Below are 17,664 nucleotides of genomic sequence, written 5' to 3' on the forward strand. Positions count from 1 at the left end.
GCGGCCATCAATGCGCCCGAAAGCTCAGGCGATGTCCGGGTCGCTTCCAAGGAGACACTCCACACCCATGCGAGCCCATCGCGCTTTGTTTCCCGCCCTGATCCTGCTGGCGGCTTGTTCGCCGCAAGGCCCGTCCAGCGCCCAGGCGATCCCGGACCTGGCCCAGCCCACCCGACGCGCGCCCACCGATCCGGCCTCGATGAAGGCCTCGTTCGCGCCGGTGGTGAAGAAGGCCGCGCCGGCCGTGGTCAATGTGGCCAGCCGCCGGGTGGTGCGCACCCAGGCCCGCGATCCGTTCTGGGACTTCTTCATGGGCGGCGGCGGCGGCGCGCCGCGCGATCAGGTGCAGGGCTCGCTGGGCTCGGGCGCCATCGTCCGCGCCGATGGGGTGATCATCACCAACCACCATAACATCGAGGGCATCGTCGAAGGCCGGGGCGAGATCACCGTCCAGCTGGCCGACCGTCGCGAGTTCATCGCCACCGTCCTGCTCGACGATCCGCGCGCCGACCTGGCCGTGCTGAAGATCGACACCAAGGGCGAGCGCCTGCCGGTCATGGCCATCGACGATCAGGAACAGCTGGAGGTCGGCGACCTGGTCCTGGCCCTGGGCAATCCGTTCGGCGTCGGCCAGACGGTGACCAACGGCATCATCTCGGCCATGGCCCGCACCGACGTGGGCGCGGCCGATTTCGGCAGCTACATCCAGACCGACGCCTCGATCAATCCGGGCAATTCCGGCGGTCCGCTGGTCGACATGGACGGCGACCTGATCGGCATCAACACCTTCATCATCTCGCGCTCGGGCTCGTCCAGCGGGGTGGGCTTCGCCATTCCCGCCGCTGTGGTCAAGCAGGTGGTCAACGCCGCCCTGGGCGGCGGCCACAGCGTGGTGCGTCCGTGGCTGGGCGTGAAGGGCCAACCCGTCACTGCCGAGATCGCCCGCAGCCTGGGCATGGCCGCCCCGCGCGGCGTGCTGGTGGCCCAGGTCTATCCCGGTTCCTCGGCCGACAAGGCGGGGCTGAAGGAAAGCGACATCATCCTGTCGATCGACGGCAGCGTCGTGAACGACGAGGGCGGCGGCGCCTTCGCGATCGGCACCCACAAGGTCGGTGACCGCGTGCCGATGGTCATCCGCCGCGGCGAGCGCGAGCAGACCCTGACCGTCCGCGCCGAGGCCGCGCCCGAAAGCCCGGCCCGTGACGAGAAGACGCTGACCGGCCGCAACCCCTTCGACGGCGCCACGGTGCTGAACCTGTCGCCGGCCGTGGCCCAGGACCTGGGCGCTGACCCGTTCGCGGGCCGGGGCGTGCTGGTCAGCAAGATCGGCCAGGGTTTCGCGCTGAGCGCCGGTCTGCGTCCGGGCGATTTCATCCGCGAGGTCAATGGCCGGCCGATCAACACCGTAGCTGAGCTGGCCGCTCTGTCGAACAGCGGCGGCCGGGCCTGGACCGTGACCATCGAACGTGGCGGCCAGCGGATCACGGCGCGGTTCAACACCTGACACCCTGATCAGGCCAACACGATGGACCCGGCGCGGAACCCCGCGCCGGGTCTTCTTCGTTGGTCATGACCTCTCCAGTTTTGTAGACCATGGCCATGTCCGATCTTTTCCAAGCCGCCGGCCTGACGCCACATGCGCCGACGCCGCTCGCCGAGCGTCTGCGGCCCCAGACGCTGGACCAGGTAGTGGGGCAGGAGCACCTGCTGGGTCCCGAGGGGCCGATCGGCCGGATGGCGGCGGCCAAGCGCCTGTCGTCGATGATCCTGTGGGGCCCGCCCGGCACCGGCAAGACCACCATCGCCCGCCTGCTGGCCAAGGCCGGCGGCTACGAGTTCCAGCAGATCTCGGCGGTGTTTTCGGGCGTCGCTGACCTGAAGAAGGCCTTCGAACAGGCGCGCGGCCGCCGCATGGCCGGCCAGTCGACCTTGCTGTTCGTCGACGAAATCCACCGCTTCAACCGCGCCCAGCAGGACGGTTTCCTGCCGTTCGTGGAGGAGGGGGTCATCACCCTGGTCGGAGCGACCACCGAAAACCCCTCGTTCGAGCTGAACGGCGCTCTGCTGTCACGCTGCCAGGTGTTCGTGCTCAAGCGCCTGGACGAGGAAGCGCTGGAAGCCCTGCTGGCCAAGGCCGAGGCGGTCGAGGGTCGCAAGCTGCCGCTCGACGCCGACGCCCGCTTCACCCTGATCGCCATGGCCGACGGCGATGGCCGCTATCTGCTGACCCTGACCGAGACCCTGCTGTCGGTCGGAACCGACAGCCCGCTGAACGCCACTCAGCTGGGCCAGTTTCTGCAGAAGCGCCGGCCCGCCTACGACAAGAACCGCGAGGAGCACTACAACCTCGTCTCGGCCCTGCACAAATCGGTGCGCGGCAGCGATCCCGACGCAGCGCTCTACTGGCTGGCGCGCATGCTGGAGGGCGGCGAGGACCCGCTGTTCATCGCCCGCCGCCTGGTGCGCATGGCGTCCGAGGACATCGGCGCGGCCGATCCTCTCAGCTTGCTCCTGACCACGGCCGCCAAGGACGCTTTCGACTTTCTGGGCAGTCCCGAAGGCGAACTGGCCCTGGCCCAGTGCGTGGTCCACATGGCCAGCGCGCCCAAGTCCAACGCCGTCTATACCGCCTTCAAGGCCGCGCGCCGCGCCGCCAAGGAGACCGGCTCCCTGGCCCCGCCGGCCCACATCCTCAACGCCCCGACCAAGCTGATGAAGTCGCTCGGCTATGGCGACGGCTACGCCTATGACCACGATGTCGAGGGCGGCGTCTCGGGCCAGAACTACTTCCCGGACGGCATGGCGCGGCCCCGGTTCTATGAGCCCAAGCCCGTCGGCGCGGAGGCCAAGGTTCGGGAACGGCTGGACGCGTGGGGGAAGGTGCGGCGGGACGGAAAGTAGGCGAGTTTTCGCTTGCGTTCGCCCAAAAGTTGTTCTCTATTTGTTCCTGCAGCATTTGGAGAAACGCTCGTGGCGCGCACCGTCGACCCTGAGAGACGTCGAGCTGAGCTCAGGGTGCGCCTGAAGCTTTTCATCACGAACACGACCACCTACGCCTACGCGATCACGGGCGCGTCGTTCATAGAGCCATACCTCAAGGGCGCTGGATTCAAGGCGGCGAGCTACGTGGGAATAGCGCTCGCGCTCGTGCTGCACCTCATAGCGTGGTATGCTGCGCCCCACGGAGAACAACCATGACGCCGCTCGAGGGCATGATCTATATCCTGGGGCCAATTTGGATTGCGGTTGGCGTCTATGCGCTCTTCCTCAAGCGTGAGCTTGATGGGCTGGAGGCCCAGCGTCGCCGCGAGATTCACTCCGCTGAATAAGCCGTTTCCCCCGGGCCAACGTCCCCCCCGCCGTCCGCCCCTCGCGCCCAAGCCCAAGGCTTCCGACGCGCCCATCACCCTGACGGACGACGAGATCGCCCTGGCGCGGTCCTGGGTGATCCACGAGGACGACAGCGTCATCGTGCTGAACAAGCCGGCCGGCCTGTCCAGCCAGGGCGGCCGCATCCAGGCCCATACGCTGGACGACCTGCTTTGGGCCTTCGCGCGGCCCGGTCGTCCGCGTCCGCGTCTGATCCACCGGCTGGACCGCGACACCTCCGGCGTCATCCTGACCGCCAAGACCAAGCCGGGGGCGGCGTTCCTGGGCAAGGCCCTGATGGGCAAGCGCTTCCGCAAGTCCTACATGGCCATCGTCGCGCCGGGCGCGCCGGAGCCCAAGGGCGGCATGATCGACAGTCCACTGCGCCGCGAGTCGATCGGCCGCGAGGCCTATATGCGGGTCTGCGAGCCCGACCACCCCGACGCCGAGACCGCCCGCAGCCGCTATCGCACCCTGTCGTCCAACGCGACGGCCGCCCTGGTGGAGCTGTCGCCGGACACGGGCCGCATGCACCAGCTGCGCGTCCACATGGCCTCGATCGGCCGGCCGATCTCGGGCGACAGCCGTTACGGCGGGGCGCTGATGCTGGGCGGGACGGCGGTTCCGCGTCTGATGCTGCACGCGGCCCACCTGGTGTTTCCGCATCCCGAGGGTGGCGAGCGCCGGATCGCCGCATCGGTCCCGGCCGATATGGTCGCCATGCTGGAAAAGCTTGGCCTGCCGCTTCCGGAACAGCGCGCCTAGCCAAGCCGTTTAAAGGTCAGGAGAAACGCCATGCAACGCCTCGCCGGTCTTGCCCTGTCCCTGCTGCTGCTGAGCGGCTGCGCCAGCGCGCCCACCCTCTACGCCGCCAGGACCGCGTCGGCGGGCGTCGGCTATTCGGAGTTTCGGCTGGAGCCCGGCCGCTACCGCGTCACCTTCCAGGGCGGCCCCGGCGCGCCCGTTGAGCAGGTTTCAGACTATGCCCTGCTGCGTGCGGCCGAGCTGGCGGTGCGCGACGGCTATGACTGGTTTCGGGTGTCGGATCGCCTGACGACGAGCACCGGGGCTGGTAGTGGACCGCGCCTGTCGATTGGCGGGGGCTCCAGCCGCTATGGCGGGCACAGCTCGATTGGCCTGGGCCTCGGCACAAGCTTCGACCTGGGCCCCGGACCCACCGTGACGAGCTCGCTGGAAGTGGTGTTCGGCAGGGGCGCGGCGCCGCGTGACGCCGACGTCTATGTCGCTCAGGCGATCATCCGCTCGGTGGGCTACGGCCGCAGCACGATCTAGGCGGCCTCTGCCGTCCTGGCCGCCAGCGGGTGGTTGGCGCGCAGGGCCGCGTGGGTCAGACCCGCAGTCTCGGCCGCCGCGAAATAGCCCTCGGCGGGCAGGCCCTGCAGCGTGGTCATCGGCGCCACGCCCTTGACGTCGCGGCCGAAGTTCATGATGTCGGCCGCGATCCGCTCCGCCGGTCCAGCGAGGTCCGAGGCGTCCAGCGTCAGGCCGTTCAGGCGCGCCTCCTTCAGACCGCGCAGGGCGTCCTTCTCCGGCGGCACCCGGGCGATGACGCCGCGTGTCAGGGCCTTGAGCAGACCAACCACTTCCAGCAGGCGGCCCGAGGGCGTGCCGCGGGTGATATCGACCAGCTCGATCATCACGCCGCCGCGCAGCAGGGCCAGCGACAGGCCCGGCGTTCCGGTCAGCATGTCGCGGCCGCGCTGGGTGCCCAGGGTGCGGAACGAGGCCGGCAGGATCAGGTCAGGAACGTTGTGGCCCTGGGCGCCGCGCGCGAACACGGCGGCATACTTCAGGGTCGCCTCGTCGATAAAGGCGATGTCGCGGTCGGGCAGGCGGGTTATCGCCCGTGCATTGGCCTGGCGCCCGCTGGCCAGATGGGTGACCACCGGCTCGATGCGGATCGCCGTGGTGACATTGCGGCGCAGGCTGATCACGTGTTCCAGCGTGAAATCGACCCGCAGGGCCGCGCCGCCGGCAGTGGTGAAGGCCACGGGGGTGCGTCGTGACTCATCGCCGTCCTCGACCGCCCGCCGCACCGGTGAGCGTTTGGAGTCACGCCGGGCGCGGGCCGCCAGCACCGTAGCCGCGTCGATCCGGCGGCAGATGGCCTCGCCGCCGTTCAGGCCGATGACCGTGCTGATCCCCAGATCGCTCATGTCGACGGAGCCCAGCAGGTGGGTCAGCACGTCTTCCAGGATGCGGACGCTGGTCGCCTGGGCGGCCAGGCCCTGGTCGCTGTTCATGGCGATCAGGAATTCGCTGTCGGAAATGCGGGCCCGCATGTCGTTGCGGTCCAGGTGTTCGGCCAGCTTGCGCTCGACATAGGTCCAGACATCGCCGCGCTTCTGCGACCACCAGTCGCCGGCCCAGGCGCGGATGGCCTGGACGCTGATGACGTTCACCGAGCCGCGCGCGATCAGCTCGCTCCCGGCCAGCCGGTGCAGGACAGGGGCGGGCAGAGCGAGACGCTGGGTCGTATCGTCCTGGGCGTTGCTGTCGAAGGGCATGGGGCTCGGTTCACAAGAGGAGCGGCCAGAATGCCGCTGGCACGCTTAACCTCTCGTTCGGAAACAAGGTTTCCAACGATGTTCACCGCGAAGAAATCCGTGCGCGACTTGGCGTTCGGCCCCGCTCGGCGCATAAGGAGCCAATGACCAAACTGCTTCTCGTAGCCGCCGGCGGCGCCGTCGGCTCGGTCGCCCGCTATCTGGTGGGCGCCCAGGCCCTCCGGCTGATGGGACCGGCTTGGCCTTACGGCACCTTCGCGGTGAATGTGATCGGTGGTTTCCTGATGGGCGTGCTGGCCTCGTGGCTGGCGCACCGGGGCAACGCCAACCACGAACCGGTCCGCCTTTTGCTCGCCGTCGGCGTCATGGGCGGCTTTACGACCTTCTCGGCCTTTTCGCTGGAGACCGCGCTGATGATTCAGAAGCGCGACTACAGCCAGGCCTTCACCTATTCCGCCGCCAGCGTGCTTTTGTCCGTGGCGGCCCTTTACGCGGGCCTTCTGATCGCCCGCAGGATGTTCGCGGCATGAAAGAAGTACGCACGCTCTATGTGGACGCGGGCGAGGATGGCACCCGGGTGGACCGCTGGTTCAAGCGCCGCTGGCCCCACCTCAACCACATCCAGCTCAACAAGCTGTTCCGCTCCGGTCAGGTGCGGGTCGACGGCTCGCGCGTGAAGGCCGACACCAAGCTGGCGGCCGGCTCGCAGGTGCGCGTGCCGCCTCTGCCCGACGCGCCCGATCCCGACGAAAAGCTGGTGCTGTCCAAGCGCGACATTGCGTTTGCCAAGTCGCTGGTGCTGTACGAGGACGAGGAAGTCCTGGCCCTAAACAAGCCCGCCGGCCTGGCCGTGCAGGGCGGCACCAAGACCACCCACCATATCGACAAGCTGCTGTCGGCCTGGGGCGAGGGCGTCAACCGGCCCAAGCTGGTCCACCGTCTGGACCGCGACACTTCGGGCGTGCTGCTGCTGGGCAAGACCCCGGCCGCCGCCGCGCGACTGTCGGGCTCGTTCGCCAAGCGCAAGGCGCAGAAGACCTACTGGGCCATCGTCCAGGGCAACCCGCACCCCGTCGAAGGCGTGATCGAGCTGCACCTGGCCAAGCGTGGCGTAGGCGATCGTGAACTGGTGGTTCCCGCCGAGCCCAAGGACAAGGACGCCCAGCCGGCCGAGACCGAGTTCGTCTCGATCAGCCGCGCCGGCCCGCGCGTCACCTTCATGGCCCTGCGTCCGCACACCGGTCGCACGCACCAGCTGCGGGCTCACATGAAGGCCATCGGCCACCCGATCCTGGGCGACCCGAAATACAGCGACGAAAAGTCGACCCAGCTGTCGGAAGGCCTGAAGCTGCAGCTGCACGCCCGCTCGGTGATGCTGCCGCACCCGTCGGTGGGCATGCTGTTCATCGAGGCGCCGATCAGCCCCGAGCTGAAGGCCGGCTTCGCCAAGTTCGGCTTCTCGGAAGACGAGGCCGATCAGGATCCGTTCGCAAAGAAGCAGATCAAGCGGCGATGACGGCGGAGGTCGTTCGGCAAGCCTGGACGCTTCTGGACCAGGGCCGCTCGACCGATGCGGTCGCCCTGACGCGCGCGCCTGCGGCCTCGCCCCTGGCCGGGGCCGGGATGCTGATCGTTCATGCGGCGGCGCTGAAGGGCGTCGACCGACATGACGAGGCGCTGGCCTTCAACCGCCGGGCCGTGGCCGCCACGCCCCATGACCGCATCGCCTGGTACAATCTGGCCGCCACCCTGGGTGACCTGGCTCAGGCCGAAGAGACAGAGGCGGCGATCCGCAAGGCCATCGCCCTGGGCCTCGACGCGCCCGAAGCCTGGCTGGTGCTGGGCCGCGCCCTGCAGGGCCAGAGCCGTTACGACGAGGCCGAGGCCGCGTTCAGGGCGGCCATCAGCCGCCGGGACGGGTTCGGCGATGCCCATCGCAACCTGGCCCAGCTGCGCTGGATGCGGTCGGGCGATCTGGTCCTGGCCCTGGAGGCCCTGACGGCGTCGCTGGCGCGCAATCCGGCTGACAGCCAGTTGATCCTGCTCAAGAGCACGGTCGAGGAGTTCGCAGGCGACAAGGCCGCCGCCTTCGCCACTCTCAACGACGCCCTGATCCGCCAGCCGAACGACGCCCTGCTGTTGCTGGCCGCCTCACACATGGCCGGCGAGATCGGCCAGGCCGACGCCATGCTGGCCCACGCCCTGGCCGCCGAACGCCTGGTCCCGCAGGCCCCCCAGGTGCTGATCGCCCTGGCCGAGGCCCATCTGGCGGTCGGCGATGCGGCCGCCGCGTCCCAGACCGCCGAACGCCTGAGGGCCATCGCGCCGCTGGATCAGCACGGCCTGGCCCTGCAATCCACGGCCTGGCGGCTGTCGGGCGATCCGCGCCGCGCGGTGCTGAACGACTATGAGGGCCTTGTGCGGGCCTACACCCTGCCGACCCCGGAGGGCTGGGACAGTCTGGACGCCTATCTGGGCGCCCTGCGCGACCGGCTGGCCCAGCGGCACGACCTCAAGACCCACCCGCTGCAGCAGTCCCTGCGCGGCGGCAGCCAGGTTCCCTCACTGCACCAGTCGCCCGACCCGCTGTTCCAGGCCTTCTTTGCCCAGGTCCGCAAGGTGGTGGCGCACTATCTGGCCGACATCGGTCCCGGCGACGACCCGCTGCGCGCCCGGGCCGGCGGCGACTTCCGGGTCAGCGGCGGCTGGTCGGTGCGGCTGTCGCCCAACGGCTTTCACGCCGACCACGTGCACCCGCAGGGCTGGATCTCGTCGGCCTTCTATCTGGACCTGCCCGGCGGCGTGGCCGACGCGGACAGGCGCGAAGGCTGGATCAAGTTCGGCCAACCCGGCTGCGTCACCCGCCCGGCTCTGGAGCCCGAGCATGAGGTGCGCCCCCGGCCGGGGATGCTGGTGCTGTTTCCGTCCTACATGTGGCACGGCACCCGGGCCTTCACCTCGCCCGAGCATCGCCTGACCATGGCGTTCGACGTCGTGCCCGCCTAGTTCTCAATCCGCTCTCCCCGAAGCCGCAGGCCCAAACTCGGCAGTTGGCGCCGAGAGCGCGCCTTGCGATCGGCTGTTCGGGTGGAAGTCGGACGCTCTGATCGAAACCCTCTCTCTTTGAGAGAGGGCGGGGCCCGCCGCCGTAGGCGGTGGGAGGGTGAGAGGTTTCGCCGTTGGCCGGAAAATCCCGATTCCTGTCGTTGAGCGCCCTGACGCTTCAGATCATGCTCTCGACATGGACAAGACCGCCATTGCCCGTCGCCTCCGCCGCAACCAGACCCTGGCCGAGAAGACGCTATGGACCCTCGTTCGCAATCGCCGACTGGGCGGGTTCAGGTTCCTGCGGCAGGTCGCTATAGACCGCTACTTCGCCGACTTCGTTTGCGAGGCGGGCAAGCTGATCGTGGAGCTAGACGGCGAGGCCCATGAAGGCCGCGAGGACTATGATGAACAGCGCACCCAGGCGCTGGAACTCTACGGCTATGTTGTGATCAGGTTTCCCAACGCGCGGGTGCTGACCGACCCTGGCGGCGTATCAGAGGACATCCTGGCGGTGCTTCGTTCGGACAGGGTGTAACCTCTCACCCTCCCACCGCTGCGCGGCGGGCCCCGCCCTCTCTCAAAGAGAGAGGGTTGATCGCGTCTGAACAGGGTCGTTCATAGCCGGGAGCATCACTCCAGCTTTCAGACATTCGGCGGCGTCGCCACCCAGCTGACCTTCCCAACTTCGGTTCGGGGTGGTTGGCGGACCTAAAGTCCGGGCGTCCGCGCACCGTGAAAGCCGTCCATCCCTTCGCAATGCGCCTTCGAAGCTGCACCGAGGAATGGGACGATGGTTTGAAAGTCAAACTCGCCTCGTCCATCCGCGTTTTGGAGAGCTTCCAAGAAGCCGGTTGCAAAGGCCACCTGTTCCTCGGGAGAGCCTTCAACAACGGCTGCCTCGCATAGCTCGAAGGCAGACTGCAGCGTCGATGGCGGTAGAAGCCCGATATTCGACACAAGAGCGCTCGCAAGGTCTGCAGCGAGGATAGTCGGCGGTGGCGGCTCGGGACTCCAGTAGGCCGCGCTTTCCTTGGCCGCAGTGGCGAATTGCGGTGCAAGGGTTGCCAACTGTCGGAGCCGGGGTGTGTTCATCGGGTAACCGTAGACATAAGTCGGCTGCCCGCAAGCGGACCTGTAGAACGTCTCAGACGGCTCGTGCGCAGCCATCAGCGCGGTTGCAGACTCCAGACGTTCAGACCGCGACCACGAGCCCTTGTCGGTCCAGCTGAAACCACGCTGCGGGGAACGGAGATCGTCACACCAGCCCCGTCACCGCCTTGGCCCCCGCGCTGCCCGGGAACACCCGGCTGTCCAGCGCCGCGCGGTCGACGCCCATGTGGTCGCCCAGCAGGCCCTTGAACAGACCACGCATGTCCAGGGTGGGCGCCAGATCGCGGTTCTCGAACAGCGCCGGCTGGCTCAGGCCCGGCCAGTCGCCGATGATCCCGCCCGGCTTCAGCGCGCCGCCCAGCACCAGCGCCGTCGAGGCCGTGCCGTGGTCGGTGCCGCCGGTGCCGTTGGCGCGGGCGGTGCGGCCAAACTCGGTGACGGTGACCACCACCGTATTCTTCCACTCCTGGCCCAGGCCGGTGTTGAGGCCCGACAGCACCGAGTCCAGATAGGCCAGCCGGGTGTTGAGCTGGCCGACCTGGCCGGCGTGGGTGTCCCAGCCGTCCAGCGCGATGGCGGCGATGCGCGGGCCGCCGTCCTGGACCATGAAGCCGGCCAGGGTCGCGCCCAGCTTGCGGGCCGCCTCGCGTCCCTCGCGTCCGCCCCGGCCGGCCGGGGCCGCCGGCGCCATCATGCCCGGCGCGGCCATGCCGTCCTTCTCCACGGGCGGCGCCATGGCGGTCATGGCGGCCTGGGCCATGCTCTCGGTCTCCAGGCCACGCGCGAAAGCCGGTCCCATTAAGGGGTCGCTCCTGTAGAGGTCCTGCAGCAGGGTCGGCAGGCGGGCGGTCTCGTCCACGCCCTTGCCCGGCGACCAGCTGGCCGCCTGGACCTTGCCGCGCAGGATCAGGGGCGTCGTCGCGCCCACATACAGGCCTTCGGCCTTGCGCGAGGCGGGCAGGGTTTCCAGCGTCCGGTTCAGCCAGCCCGAGGTGGTCGCATAGACCTGGACCGAGCCGCTTTCCAGCACGTCCTGGGCTTCGAAATGCGAGCGGGCGCGGTCGGGCGTCGCCACCGCCGGCGCGATCCGGGCCTGACCCTTCAGGGCCAGGGCGTGGACCGAGGTCAGGGCCGGATGCAGGCTGAATGTGCCGTCCAGCTTCAGACCGTCCTCGGGCTTGATGGCGATCCCGCGCCGCAGGCCCTCATAGTCTTTGTCGCCCACGGGCGGGCTGACCGACAGGCCGTCCATGCCGCCGCGGCAGATCACGACGACCAGCTTGCGCTTGTCCAGGGCGCTGTCGGCGTCGGCCAGGGCCGGGCGGCCCAGGAAGGTGACCGACAGGCCAAGACCGGCGGCCGAGGTCAGGACGCGGCGACGGTTCATCATCGGGCAGTCGGTCATCGGCGTTGGAACTCCGGACTCATCAGCAGCAGGGCGACGGCCTCGCTGCGGGTTTCGGCGCGGGCGACAGCCTGGGCGGTCGGGGGCGTCAGCCGGGCGCCGAGGGCCGCGACAGCCGCCGCGTTCGGATCCAGCCGGTCGGCGACCACAGCGGCGAAGGCCTGGCTCCATTGCAGGCGCTTGATCAGGCCGTCGGGCGAGCACCATTCGCCGGCCATGTCTGACCAGCCCTTGGGCGAGGGGGGCGAGAAGCCTCTCTGTCCCAGGCCGATCAGGGGCACGGTGATACGCTCATAGGCCGAGGGCTGGGCGCCGATCACGCGCCAGGACGAGATCAGGAACTCGTAGGGCGTCTTGAACTTGGTCGCCGCCGGCTCCCACGCCTCGGGCGCCTCGACCAGGGTGCGGGCCAGGCGGTCCAGCCGCCCGCCGCTCTTGAGGAAGCTCTGCTCCAATCTCGCCACCAGGGCCGGCGGCGGATCGTCGGCGACGAAGTGCCGGGCGATCTTGAAGGCGACATGGCGGGCCGTGGCGGGGTGGGCGGCCAGGTCCTTCAGCACCGCCAGGCCCTGACCGATCTCGTCGTCTTTATAGGTCTTGCCCAGGAGGGTGCGGGCGCCGGGTTCATGGATGTTTTCCCGGAACACGAACTGGCCGGCCCGGTCTTCATCCTCGCGGCCGACAGTGAAGCCGGTCAGGGCGCGGGCGAACTCGGTGACGTCGGCCTGGCTGTAGCCGGCCTCGACGCCGAGGGTGTGCAGTTCCAGGATCTCGCGGGCCAGGTTCTCGTTCAGGCCGCGCCGGCCGTTGCGCGAGCCGGCCATGCTGCCGGGCCCGACCGACTGGGCCTGGTCCAGATAGGTCAGCATGGCCGGATGGCTGCTGGAGGCGACCAGCATGTCCTCGAAACGACCGAAGGCGTAGGGGCGGATGACCTCCTGCTCGAAGGGGCCGACCATCACGGCGGTCAGTTCCTTGGTTCCCGAAACGGTGAAGTGGTTGGCCCAGAACAGCGCCCAGCGCTCGCGAAAGCCGCTGGCCGTGCTCGCGCCCAGCTGGGCGCGGCTGAGGAAGTCGGCGGCGGCCTTCTCGCGGATGGCCTTGTTGGCCTGCTGGACGGCGACCGTCTTGGGCTCGCCGTCGTCCTTGGCCTCGCGGCGCAGCTCCTGATAGGCCCGCATGGCGATGAAGCGCTGGGCCGAGGTGTCGGCGCCCGGCTGCGGCTGGTCGGCGCCTTTGGGCGTGATCTGGCCGAGCAGGGATCCGCGCGGGTCCCTCGTGGCGGCGGCGATGTCGCCCGGGCGGGCGCCCAGCCCAAAGCGGGTTACGGCCAGGGCCGCCATCATATCCTTGGAGGGCAGGGACAAACGCGCTCTCTCCTTGCGTCCGGGGCCTTGTGCCCGGGACCGTTCTTGATCATTCAACGCCTTGAAGAGGGCGATCCGTCGACCGTCCCGCAAATCACCGCTCAGGGAGCCATCATCCGTGGCCGAGAAGACCCCGCCAATCGAAAAGCCGCGCCGGTTCTACAAGGCGGCGACGGTTGGGCCCGTGGAGGGCGGTTTCGCCGTGCTGCTGGACGGCCGCACCCCAAAATCGCCGGCCAGGTCGCCTCTGGTGCTGCCCAGCCTGGCCCTGGCCCAGCGCGTGGCGGACGAGTGGGAGGCGCAGGACAAGGTCATCGATTCGACGATCATGCCCGCCACCCGCCTGGCCTTCACCGCCATCGACCGCATCTCCGAGACCCGCGCCGCCGTGGCCGTAGAGGTCGCCGCCTATGCCGGGTCTGACCTGCTGTGCTACCGCGCCGACCATCCCACGCCCCTGGTCGAGCGCCAGACGCGGGAATGGCAACCGCTGCTGGACTGGGCCAAGAGCGCTCTGGGCCTTCACTTCACGCCGGTGACGGGGATCATTCACACGCCGCAGCCCGCCCAGACCCTGGCCGACGTCGAGGCCCTGGCCCTGTCGATGGATGATTTCAGCCTGGCCGGCGTGGCCTATGCCTCGGGCCTTCTGGGCTCGACGGTGCTGGCCCTGGCCATCCGCGCCGGCGAGCTGGACGGCCAGCGGGCCCTGGATCTGTCGCGTCTGGAAGAGACCTTCCAGGCCGATATCTGGGGGCAGGACGCCGAGGCGCGGCTGCGCGCCGACAATCTGGCCATCGAGGCCCTGGCCCTGGAGCGGTGGTTCGCCGCCCTGCGGGCATAACCATCCGAATGCTGCACTGCCGTAAGGGCTGGCTTGCCAGTCCGGCCGCGCGGCTTTACCCCTCTCCGACAAGGCGGCCCCACGGCTTGGGAGACCGCAGGAGCAGGGGAGCGCATCCGCGTGCAGCATATTCTCGAGGAACTGGATCGTCGTCGCGAGCAGGCCAAGGGCGGCGGCGGCGAAGCGCGGGTGGCATCGCAGCACGCCAAGGGCAAGCTGACGGCGCGGGAACGCATCGACCTGCTCCTCGACGAAGGCAGCTTCGAAGAGTTCGACATGTTCGTCGAGCACCGCTGCGCCGACTTCGGCATGCAGGACCAGAAGATCCCCGGCGACGGCGTCGTTACCGGCTGGGGCACGATCAACGGCAAGGTCGTCTATGTCTTCTCCAAGGATTTCACGGTGTTCGGCGGCTCGCTGTCGGGCGCCCACGCGGCCAAGATCGTCAAGGTCCAGCGCCAGGCGATGAAGGTCGGCGCGCCGGTGATCGGCCTGTTCGACGCCGGCGGCGCGCGCATCCAGGAAGGCGTCGACAGCCTGGCCGGCTATGCCGACATCTTCATGGAAAACGTGATGGCCTCGGGCGTGATCCCGCAGATCAGCGTGATCATGGGCCCCTGCGCCGGCGGCGACGTCTACAGCCCCGCCATGACCGACTTCATCTTCATGGTGAAGGACACCAGCTACATGTTCGTGACCGGTCCTGACGTGGTCAAGACCGTCACCAACGAGGTGGTCACCGCCGAGGAACTGGGCGGGGCCCGGGTGCATGCCGCCAAGTCGGGGGTTGCCGAGGGCGCCTTCGAGAACGACCTGGAAGCCATGACCCAGGTGCGTCGCCTGGTCGATTTCCTGCCGTCATCCAACCGCGAACCGGCCCCCGAGCGGATGAGCTTCGATGAGCCGCTGCGCGAGGAGATGAGCCTGGACACCCTGATCCCCAGCGATCCGGGCAAGCCCTACGACATGAAGGAACTGATCCTGAAGATCGTCGACGAAGCCGATTTCTTCGAGATCTCCAGCGAGTGGGCCAAGAACATCATCTGCGGTTTCGCCCGCATGGACGGCGAGAGCGTCGGCATCGTCGCCAACCAGCCCCAGGTGCTGGCCGGCGTGCTGGACATAGATAGCAGCCGCAAGGCCGCGCGTTTCGTGCGCTTCTGCGACGCCTTCAACATCCCGATCGTCACCCTGGTCGATGTCCCGGGCTTCATGCCGGGCACCAAGCAGGAATATGGCGGCCTGATCAAACACGGCGCCAAGCTCTTGTTCGCCTATGCCGAGGCCACGGTTCCGAAGATCACGGTCATCACCCGCAAGGCCTATGGCGGGGCCTATGACGTGATGAGCTCCAAGCACCTGCGCGGCGACCTCAACTATGCCTGGCCCACCGCCGAGATCGCGGTGATGGGCGCCAAGGGGGCCGTCGAGATCATCTTCCGCGCCGAGGCCAAGGACCCGGTGGCCCTGGCCGCCCGCGAAGCCGAGTACAAGGCCGCCTTCGCCAATCCGTTCGTGGCCGCCTCCCGCGGCTATATCGACGACGTGATCATGCCGCACGGCACCCGTCGCCGTATCGTGCGGGGGCTCAAGAGCCTGAAGGGCAAGGAACTGTCCAACCCCTGGAAGAAGCACGACAACATCCCGCTTTAGGGGCGGTCGGCGTGGTCAATCGGCCAACGCAGCAGGCCCCCTCCTGACCTGCTGCGCAGGTCGTCCTCCCCCTTTCAGGGGGAAGATGAAACGCGCTGACCTCATCTTCCCCCTCCGGGGGAAGACGGCTGCGTAGCAGCCCGTAGGGGGCAAGTGCGAGGATAAACTGCGCCCTATCCCCTGGGCTTTCGGGAAAAAGCTTAGCCTGATCAACGCCCTCCAAATAAACCGAGCGCGCCTGTCAGACGCGCTCAAACCTCCCGTATTCTTGTCCCACCTCGTCGCGAGGAAAGGGCGCAAGGCCAGCGACCATTGCGGCGGCGGGGGGTGATCGAGCGGGGCTGGGGTCGAGGGGGATACTCGACCGGTCCGGGGATCCTGGCGTTGCAGGACCCGCCCGCCGTCGGCGTGGATGGGGATCAAGGCGAGTGTTGGTCAGGATTGGCCCCACGCCCCCCGACCTTCGGGACTTCGGGAAACCGAGGCGTCCGGGTTCCGGTAAGGCCCCAACTGGGCCACCCGCCGGGACGCTGATGGATAACGACCACGCGGAGCGGACGGCTTCGTCGAAACGGTTATTCTATTTTCCTCCGGACGTGGTCCGGACGCTCCGCGACCCTTTTCATAACTCAGCGAGCTGTCGCGTGAGGTCGCGGACACTTGCCCCCTACGGATCGCTTCGCGATCGTCTTCCCCCGGAGGGGGAAGATGAAACGCGCCGACCTCATCTTCCCCCTCCGGGGGAAGACGGCTGCGCAGCAGCCCGTAGGGGGCCAGTGGCTCAGAGCCTACAGATCAAACCTCACCCCCTGCGCCAGCGGCAGGGCTCCGGAATAGTTCACCGTCGCGGTCTGGCGCCGCATGTACTGTTTCCAGCTGTCGGAGCCGCTCTCGCGACCGCCGCCGGTTTCCTTTTCGCCGCCGAACGCGCCGCCGATCTCGGCGCCCGAGGGGCCGATATTGACGTTGGCGATGCCGCAATCGCTGCCGGCGGCCGACAGGAAGGCCTCGGCTTCACGGACGTCATTGGTCATCACGCAGGAGGACAGGCCCTGGGGCACATCGTTCTGGATCGCCACAGCTTCGTCGAAGTCGCGATAGGGCACGACGTGCAGCAGGGGGGCGAAAGTCTCGCGCTGCATGCCCGGGCTGGGGGCGGGCAGGCGGGCGAGCGCCGGGCGGACATAGAAGGCTTCCGGATGCTCGTCGATCAAAAGACGCTCGCCGCCGCTGACCGTTCCGCCGTCGGCCCGGACTTGATCCATCGCCGCGACGAAGGCCTCATAGGCGGCCCTGTCGTGCAGCGGACCCAGCAGCACGCCGTCCCGGCGCGGATCACCGACCGGAAGACGGGAGAAGGCGCTCTCGACCGCGTCGGCGACCTTGTCGACCAGGCTTTCGTGGACGATCAGGCGGCGCAGGGACGTGCAGCGCTGGCCCGCCGTGCCGGCCGCCGAAAAGACGATGGCGCGCACGGCCAGCGACAGGTCGGCGCTGGGGGTGACGATCATGGCGTTGTTGCCGCCCAGTTCCAGGATCGAGCGACCAAACCGGCCGGCGACGATCGGGGCGATGGCCTGGCCCATGCGGGTGGAGCCGGTGGCGCTGACCAGCGGGATAGCCGGATCGCGGACCAGCCGCTCGCCGGCGTCGCGGCCGCCCAGCACCACGCAGCACAGGCCCTCGGGCGCATCGCCGAAGCGGGCGATGGCGCGCTCCAGGATGGCGTGGGTAGCAATGGCGGTCAGGGGCGTCTTTTCCGACGGCTTCCAGATCACCGGGTTGCCGCACACCAGCGCCAGGGCCGCGTTCCAGGCCCAGACCGCGACCGGGAAGTTGAAGGCGCTGATCACCACGACGGGACCCAGCGGGTGCCAGGTCTCGCGCATGGCGTGGCCGGGACGCTCCGAGGCGATGGTCAGGCCGTAGAGCTGGCGCGACAGGCCGACGGCGAAGTCGCAGATGTCGATCATCTCCTGGACCTCGCCGGCGGCCTCCGAGGCGATCTTGCCGGCTTCCAGGGTGACGATGGCGGCCAGCTGATCCTTGGCGGCGCGCAGTTCCTCGCCCAGCAGGCGGACCAGCTCGCCGCGACGCGGGGCGGGGACGGTGCGCCACGCGCGGAAGGCCTTGGCGGCGGCCGAGACCTTGGCGTCGATGGCCCGGGCGTCGTCATAGGCGACCTGGGTCAGGATCGCGCCATCAAGGGGGCAGCGCACAGCCACACCGCCATCGGCGGGCAGGCCGGTGACGCCCAGATCGGCCAGAACGGCGCGGGCATGGGCGGCGGGGTTTGGGAAGGACTGGGTCATGACCGTGGAAAACGCCGACATGGGCTTC

General features: G+C 68.7%; 16 protein-coding genes and 1 pseudogene. 12 read left to right on the forward strand and 5 right to left on the reverse strand.

Annotated elements, in window-relative coordinates:
• Positions 1-31: 31 nt before the first annotated feature.
• The 6 genes from ACN2C7_RS08680 (at position 32) to ACN2C7_RS08705 (ending at position 4,662) form a co-directional block, all read left to right on the forward strand.
• On the forward strand, positions 32-1,504 hold the full coding sequence (locus ACN2C7_RS08680; protein WP_419321112.1) for a Do family serine endopeptidase: 1,473 nt from the start codon (positions 32-34) through the stop codon (positions 1,502-1,504).
• A gap of 95 nt (positions 1,505-1,599) precedes the next feature.
• Positions 1,600-2,901: a replication-associated recombination protein A gene (locus ACN2C7_RS08685; protein ID WP_419321113.1), complete on the forward strand. Its 1,302-nt coding sequence runs from the start codon at positions 1,600-1,602 to the stop codon at positions 2,899-2,901.
• 69 nt (positions 2,902-2,970) lie between these two features.
• Positions 2,971-3,198, forward strand: coding sequence for a hypothetical protein (locus tag ACN2C7_RS08690; protein ID WP_419321114.1), 228 nt, complete (start codon positions 2,971-2,973; stop codon positions 3,196-3,198).
• On the forward strand, positions 3,195-3,329 hold the full coding sequence (locus ACN2C7_RS08695; protein WP_419321115.1) for a hypothetical protein: 135 nt from the start codon (positions 3,195-3,197) through the stop codon (positions 3,327-3,329). The genes ACN2C7_RS08690 and ACN2C7_RS08695 overlap by 4 nt, the downstream gene beginning before the upstream one ends.
• Positions 3,330-3,444: 115 nt before the next feature.
• Positions 3,445-4,134, forward strand: coding sequence for an RluA family pseudouridine synthase (locus ACN2C7_RS08700; protein WP_419321117.1), 690 nt, complete (start codon positions 3,445-3,447; stop codon positions 4,132-4,134).
• A gap of 30 nt (positions 4,135-4,164) precedes the next feature.
• Positions 4,165-4,662, forward strand: a complete 498-nt coding sequence (locus ACN2C7_RS08705) for a CC0125/CC1285 family lipoprotein (RefSeq protein ID WP_419321118.1) — start codon at positions 4,165-4,167, stop codon at positions 4,660-4,662.
• On the opposite strand, the gene ACN2C7_RS08710 is transcribed toward ACN2C7_RS08705, so the two are convergent.
• Entirely contained in the window at positions 4,659-5,897 is a 1,239-nt protein-coding gene (locus tag ACN2C7_RS08710; protein ID WP_419321119.1) for a hypothetical protein, read from the reverse strand. The genes ACN2C7_RS08705 and ACN2C7_RS08710 overlap by 4 nt on opposite strands.
• Positions 5,898-6,040: 143 nt before the next feature.
• Here ACN2C7_RS08710 and crcB point away from each other — a divergent pair, with 143 nt between their 5' ends.
• The 4 genes from crcB to ACN2C7_RS08730 all read left to right on the forward strand — a co-directional run bounded on the left by crcB (position 6,041) and on the right by ACN2C7_RS08730 (position 9,480).
• Complete coding sequence (gene crcB, locus ACN2C7_RS08715; protein ID WP_419321120.1) at positions 6,041-6,427, forward strand: fluoride efflux transporter CrcB; 387 nt, start codon at positions 6,041-6,043, stop codon at positions 6,425-6,427.
• Positions 6,424-7,413, forward strand: coding sequence for an RluA family pseudouridine synthase (locus ACN2C7_RS08720; protein WP_419321121.1), 990 nt, complete (start codon positions 6,424-6,426; stop codon positions 7,411-7,413). Before crcB ends, ACN2C7_RS08720 begins: the two co-directional genes overlap by 4 nt.
• Positions 7,410-8,903, forward strand: coding sequence for a putative 2OG-Fe(II) oxygenase (locus ACN2C7_RS08725; protein ID WP_419321122.1), 1,494 nt, complete (start codon positions 7,410-7,412; stop codon positions 8,901-8,903). The genes ACN2C7_RS08720 and ACN2C7_RS08725 overlap by 4 nt, the downstream gene beginning before the upstream one ends.
• Before the next feature lie 235 nt (positions 8,904-9,138).
• A complete protein-coding gene (locus ACN2C7_RS08730) occupies positions 9,139-9,480 on the forward strand; it encodes an endonuclease domain-containing protein (RefSeq protein WP_419321123.1) in 342 nt (113 codons plus the stop codon).
• A gap of 720 nt (positions 9,481-10,200) precedes the next feature.
• Here the strand turns inward: ACN2C7_RS08730 and ACN2C7_RS08735 are convergent.
• A complete protein-coding gene (locus ACN2C7_RS08735; RefSeq protein WP_419321124.1) occupies positions 10,201-11,460 on the reverse strand; it encodes a DUF1501 domain-containing protein in 1,260 nt (419 codons plus the stop codon).
• Positions 11,457-12,827: a DUF1800 domain-containing protein gene (locus ACN2C7_RS08740; protein WP_419321125.1), complete on the reverse strand. Its 1,371-nt coding sequence runs from the start codon at positions 12,825-12,827 to the stop codon at positions 11,457-11,459. Before ACN2C7_RS08740 ends, ACN2C7_RS08735 begins: the two co-directional genes overlap by 4 nt.
• Positions 12,828-12,945: 118 nt before the next feature.
• Here ACN2C7_RS08740 and ACN2C7_RS08745 point away from each other — a divergent pair, with 118 nt between their 5' ends.
• Positions 12,946-13,671, forward strand: coding sequence for an ATP12 family chaperone protein (locus ACN2C7_RS08745; RefSeq protein WP_419321126.1), 726 nt, complete (start codon positions 12,946-12,948; stop codon positions 13,669-13,671).
• A gap of 120 nt (positions 13,672-13,791) precedes the next feature.
• Positions 13,792-15,324, forward strand: a complete 1,533-nt coding sequence (locus tag ACN2C7_RS08750; RefSeq protein ID WP_419321128.1) for an acyl-CoA carboxylase subunit beta — start codon at positions 13,792-13,794, stop codon at positions 15,322-15,324.
• Between the two features lie 241 nt (positions 15,325-15,565).
• On the opposite strand, the pseudogene ACN2C7_RS08755 reads toward ACN2C7_RS08750, so the two are convergent.
• Both ACN2C7_RS08755 and ACN2C7_RS08760 read right to left on the reverse strand, forming a co-directional pair.
• Positions 15,566-15,703 (reverse strand): annotated as a pseudogene (locus tag ACN2C7_RS08755) (hypothetical protein); the annotation flags it as partial.
• A 409-nt stretch (positions 15,704-16,112) separates the two neighbouring features.
• Positions 16,113-17,636 (reverse strand): aldehyde dehydrogenase family protein, encoded by a 1,524-nt coding sequence (locus ACN2C7_RS08760; RefSeq protein ID WP_419321438.1) that lies wholly within the window; start codon positions 17,634-17,636, stop codon positions 16,113-16,115.
• Positions 17,637-17,664: the final 28 nt, after the last annotated feature.

It is taken from the genome of Caulobacter sp. ErkDOM-E (genome assembly GCF_048541895.1).
Taxonomy (GTDB): Bacteria; Pseudomonadota; Alphaproteobacteria; order Caulobacterales; family Caulobacteraceae; genus Caulobacter.

What these genes read in the sequence shown, in the direction of transcription:
- ACN2C7_RS08680 (WP_419321112.1), top strand. Translation starts at nt 32, where the DNA reads ATGTCCGGGTCGCTTCCAAGGAGACACTCCACACCCATGCGAGCCCAT.
- ACN2C7_RS08685 (WP_419321113.1), top strand. Translation starts at nt 1,600, where the DNA reads ATGTCCGATCTTTTCCAAGCCGCCGGCCTGACGCCACATGCGCCGACG.
- ACN2C7_RS08695 (WP_419321115.1), top strand. Translation starts at nt 3,195, where the DNA reads ATGACGCCGCTCGAGGGCATGATCTATATCCTGGGGCCAATTTGGATT.
- ACN2C7_RS08705 (WP_419321118.1), top strand. Translation starts at nt 4,165, where the DNA reads ATGCAACGCCTCGCCGGTCTTGCCCTGTCCCTGCTGCTGCTGAGCGGC.
- ACN2C7_RS08710 (WP_419321119.1), bottom strand. Translation starts at nt 5,897, where the DNA reads ATGCCCTTCGACAGCAACGCCCAGGACGATACGACCCAGCGTCTCGCT.
- crcB (WP_419321120.1), top strand. Translation starts at nt 6,041, where the DNA reads ATGACCAAACTGCTTCTCGTAGCCGCCGGCGGCGCCGTCGGCTCGGTC.
- ACN2C7_RS08720 (WP_419321121.1), top strand. Translation starts at nt 6,424, where the DNA reads ATGAAAGAAGTACGCACGCTCTATGTGGACGCGGGCGAGGATGGCACC.
- ACN2C7_RS08725 (WP_419321122.1), top strand. Translation starts at nt 7,410, where the DNA reads ATGACGGCGGAGGTCGTTCGGCAAGCCTGGACGCTTCTGGACCAGGGC.
- ACN2C7_RS08730 (WP_419321123.1), top strand. Translation starts at nt 9,139, where the DNA reads ATGGACAAGACCGCCATTGCCCGTCGCCTCCGCCGCAACCAGACCCTG.
- ACN2C7_RS08735 (WP_419321124.1), bottom strand. Translation starts at nt 11,460, where the DNA reads ATGACCGACTGCCCGATGATGAACCGTCGCCGCGTCCTGACCTCGGCC.
- ACN2C7_RS08760 (WP_419321438.1), bottom strand. Translation starts at nt 17,636, where the DNA reads ATGACCCAGTCCTTCCCAAACCCCGCCGCCCATGCCCGCGCCGTTCTG.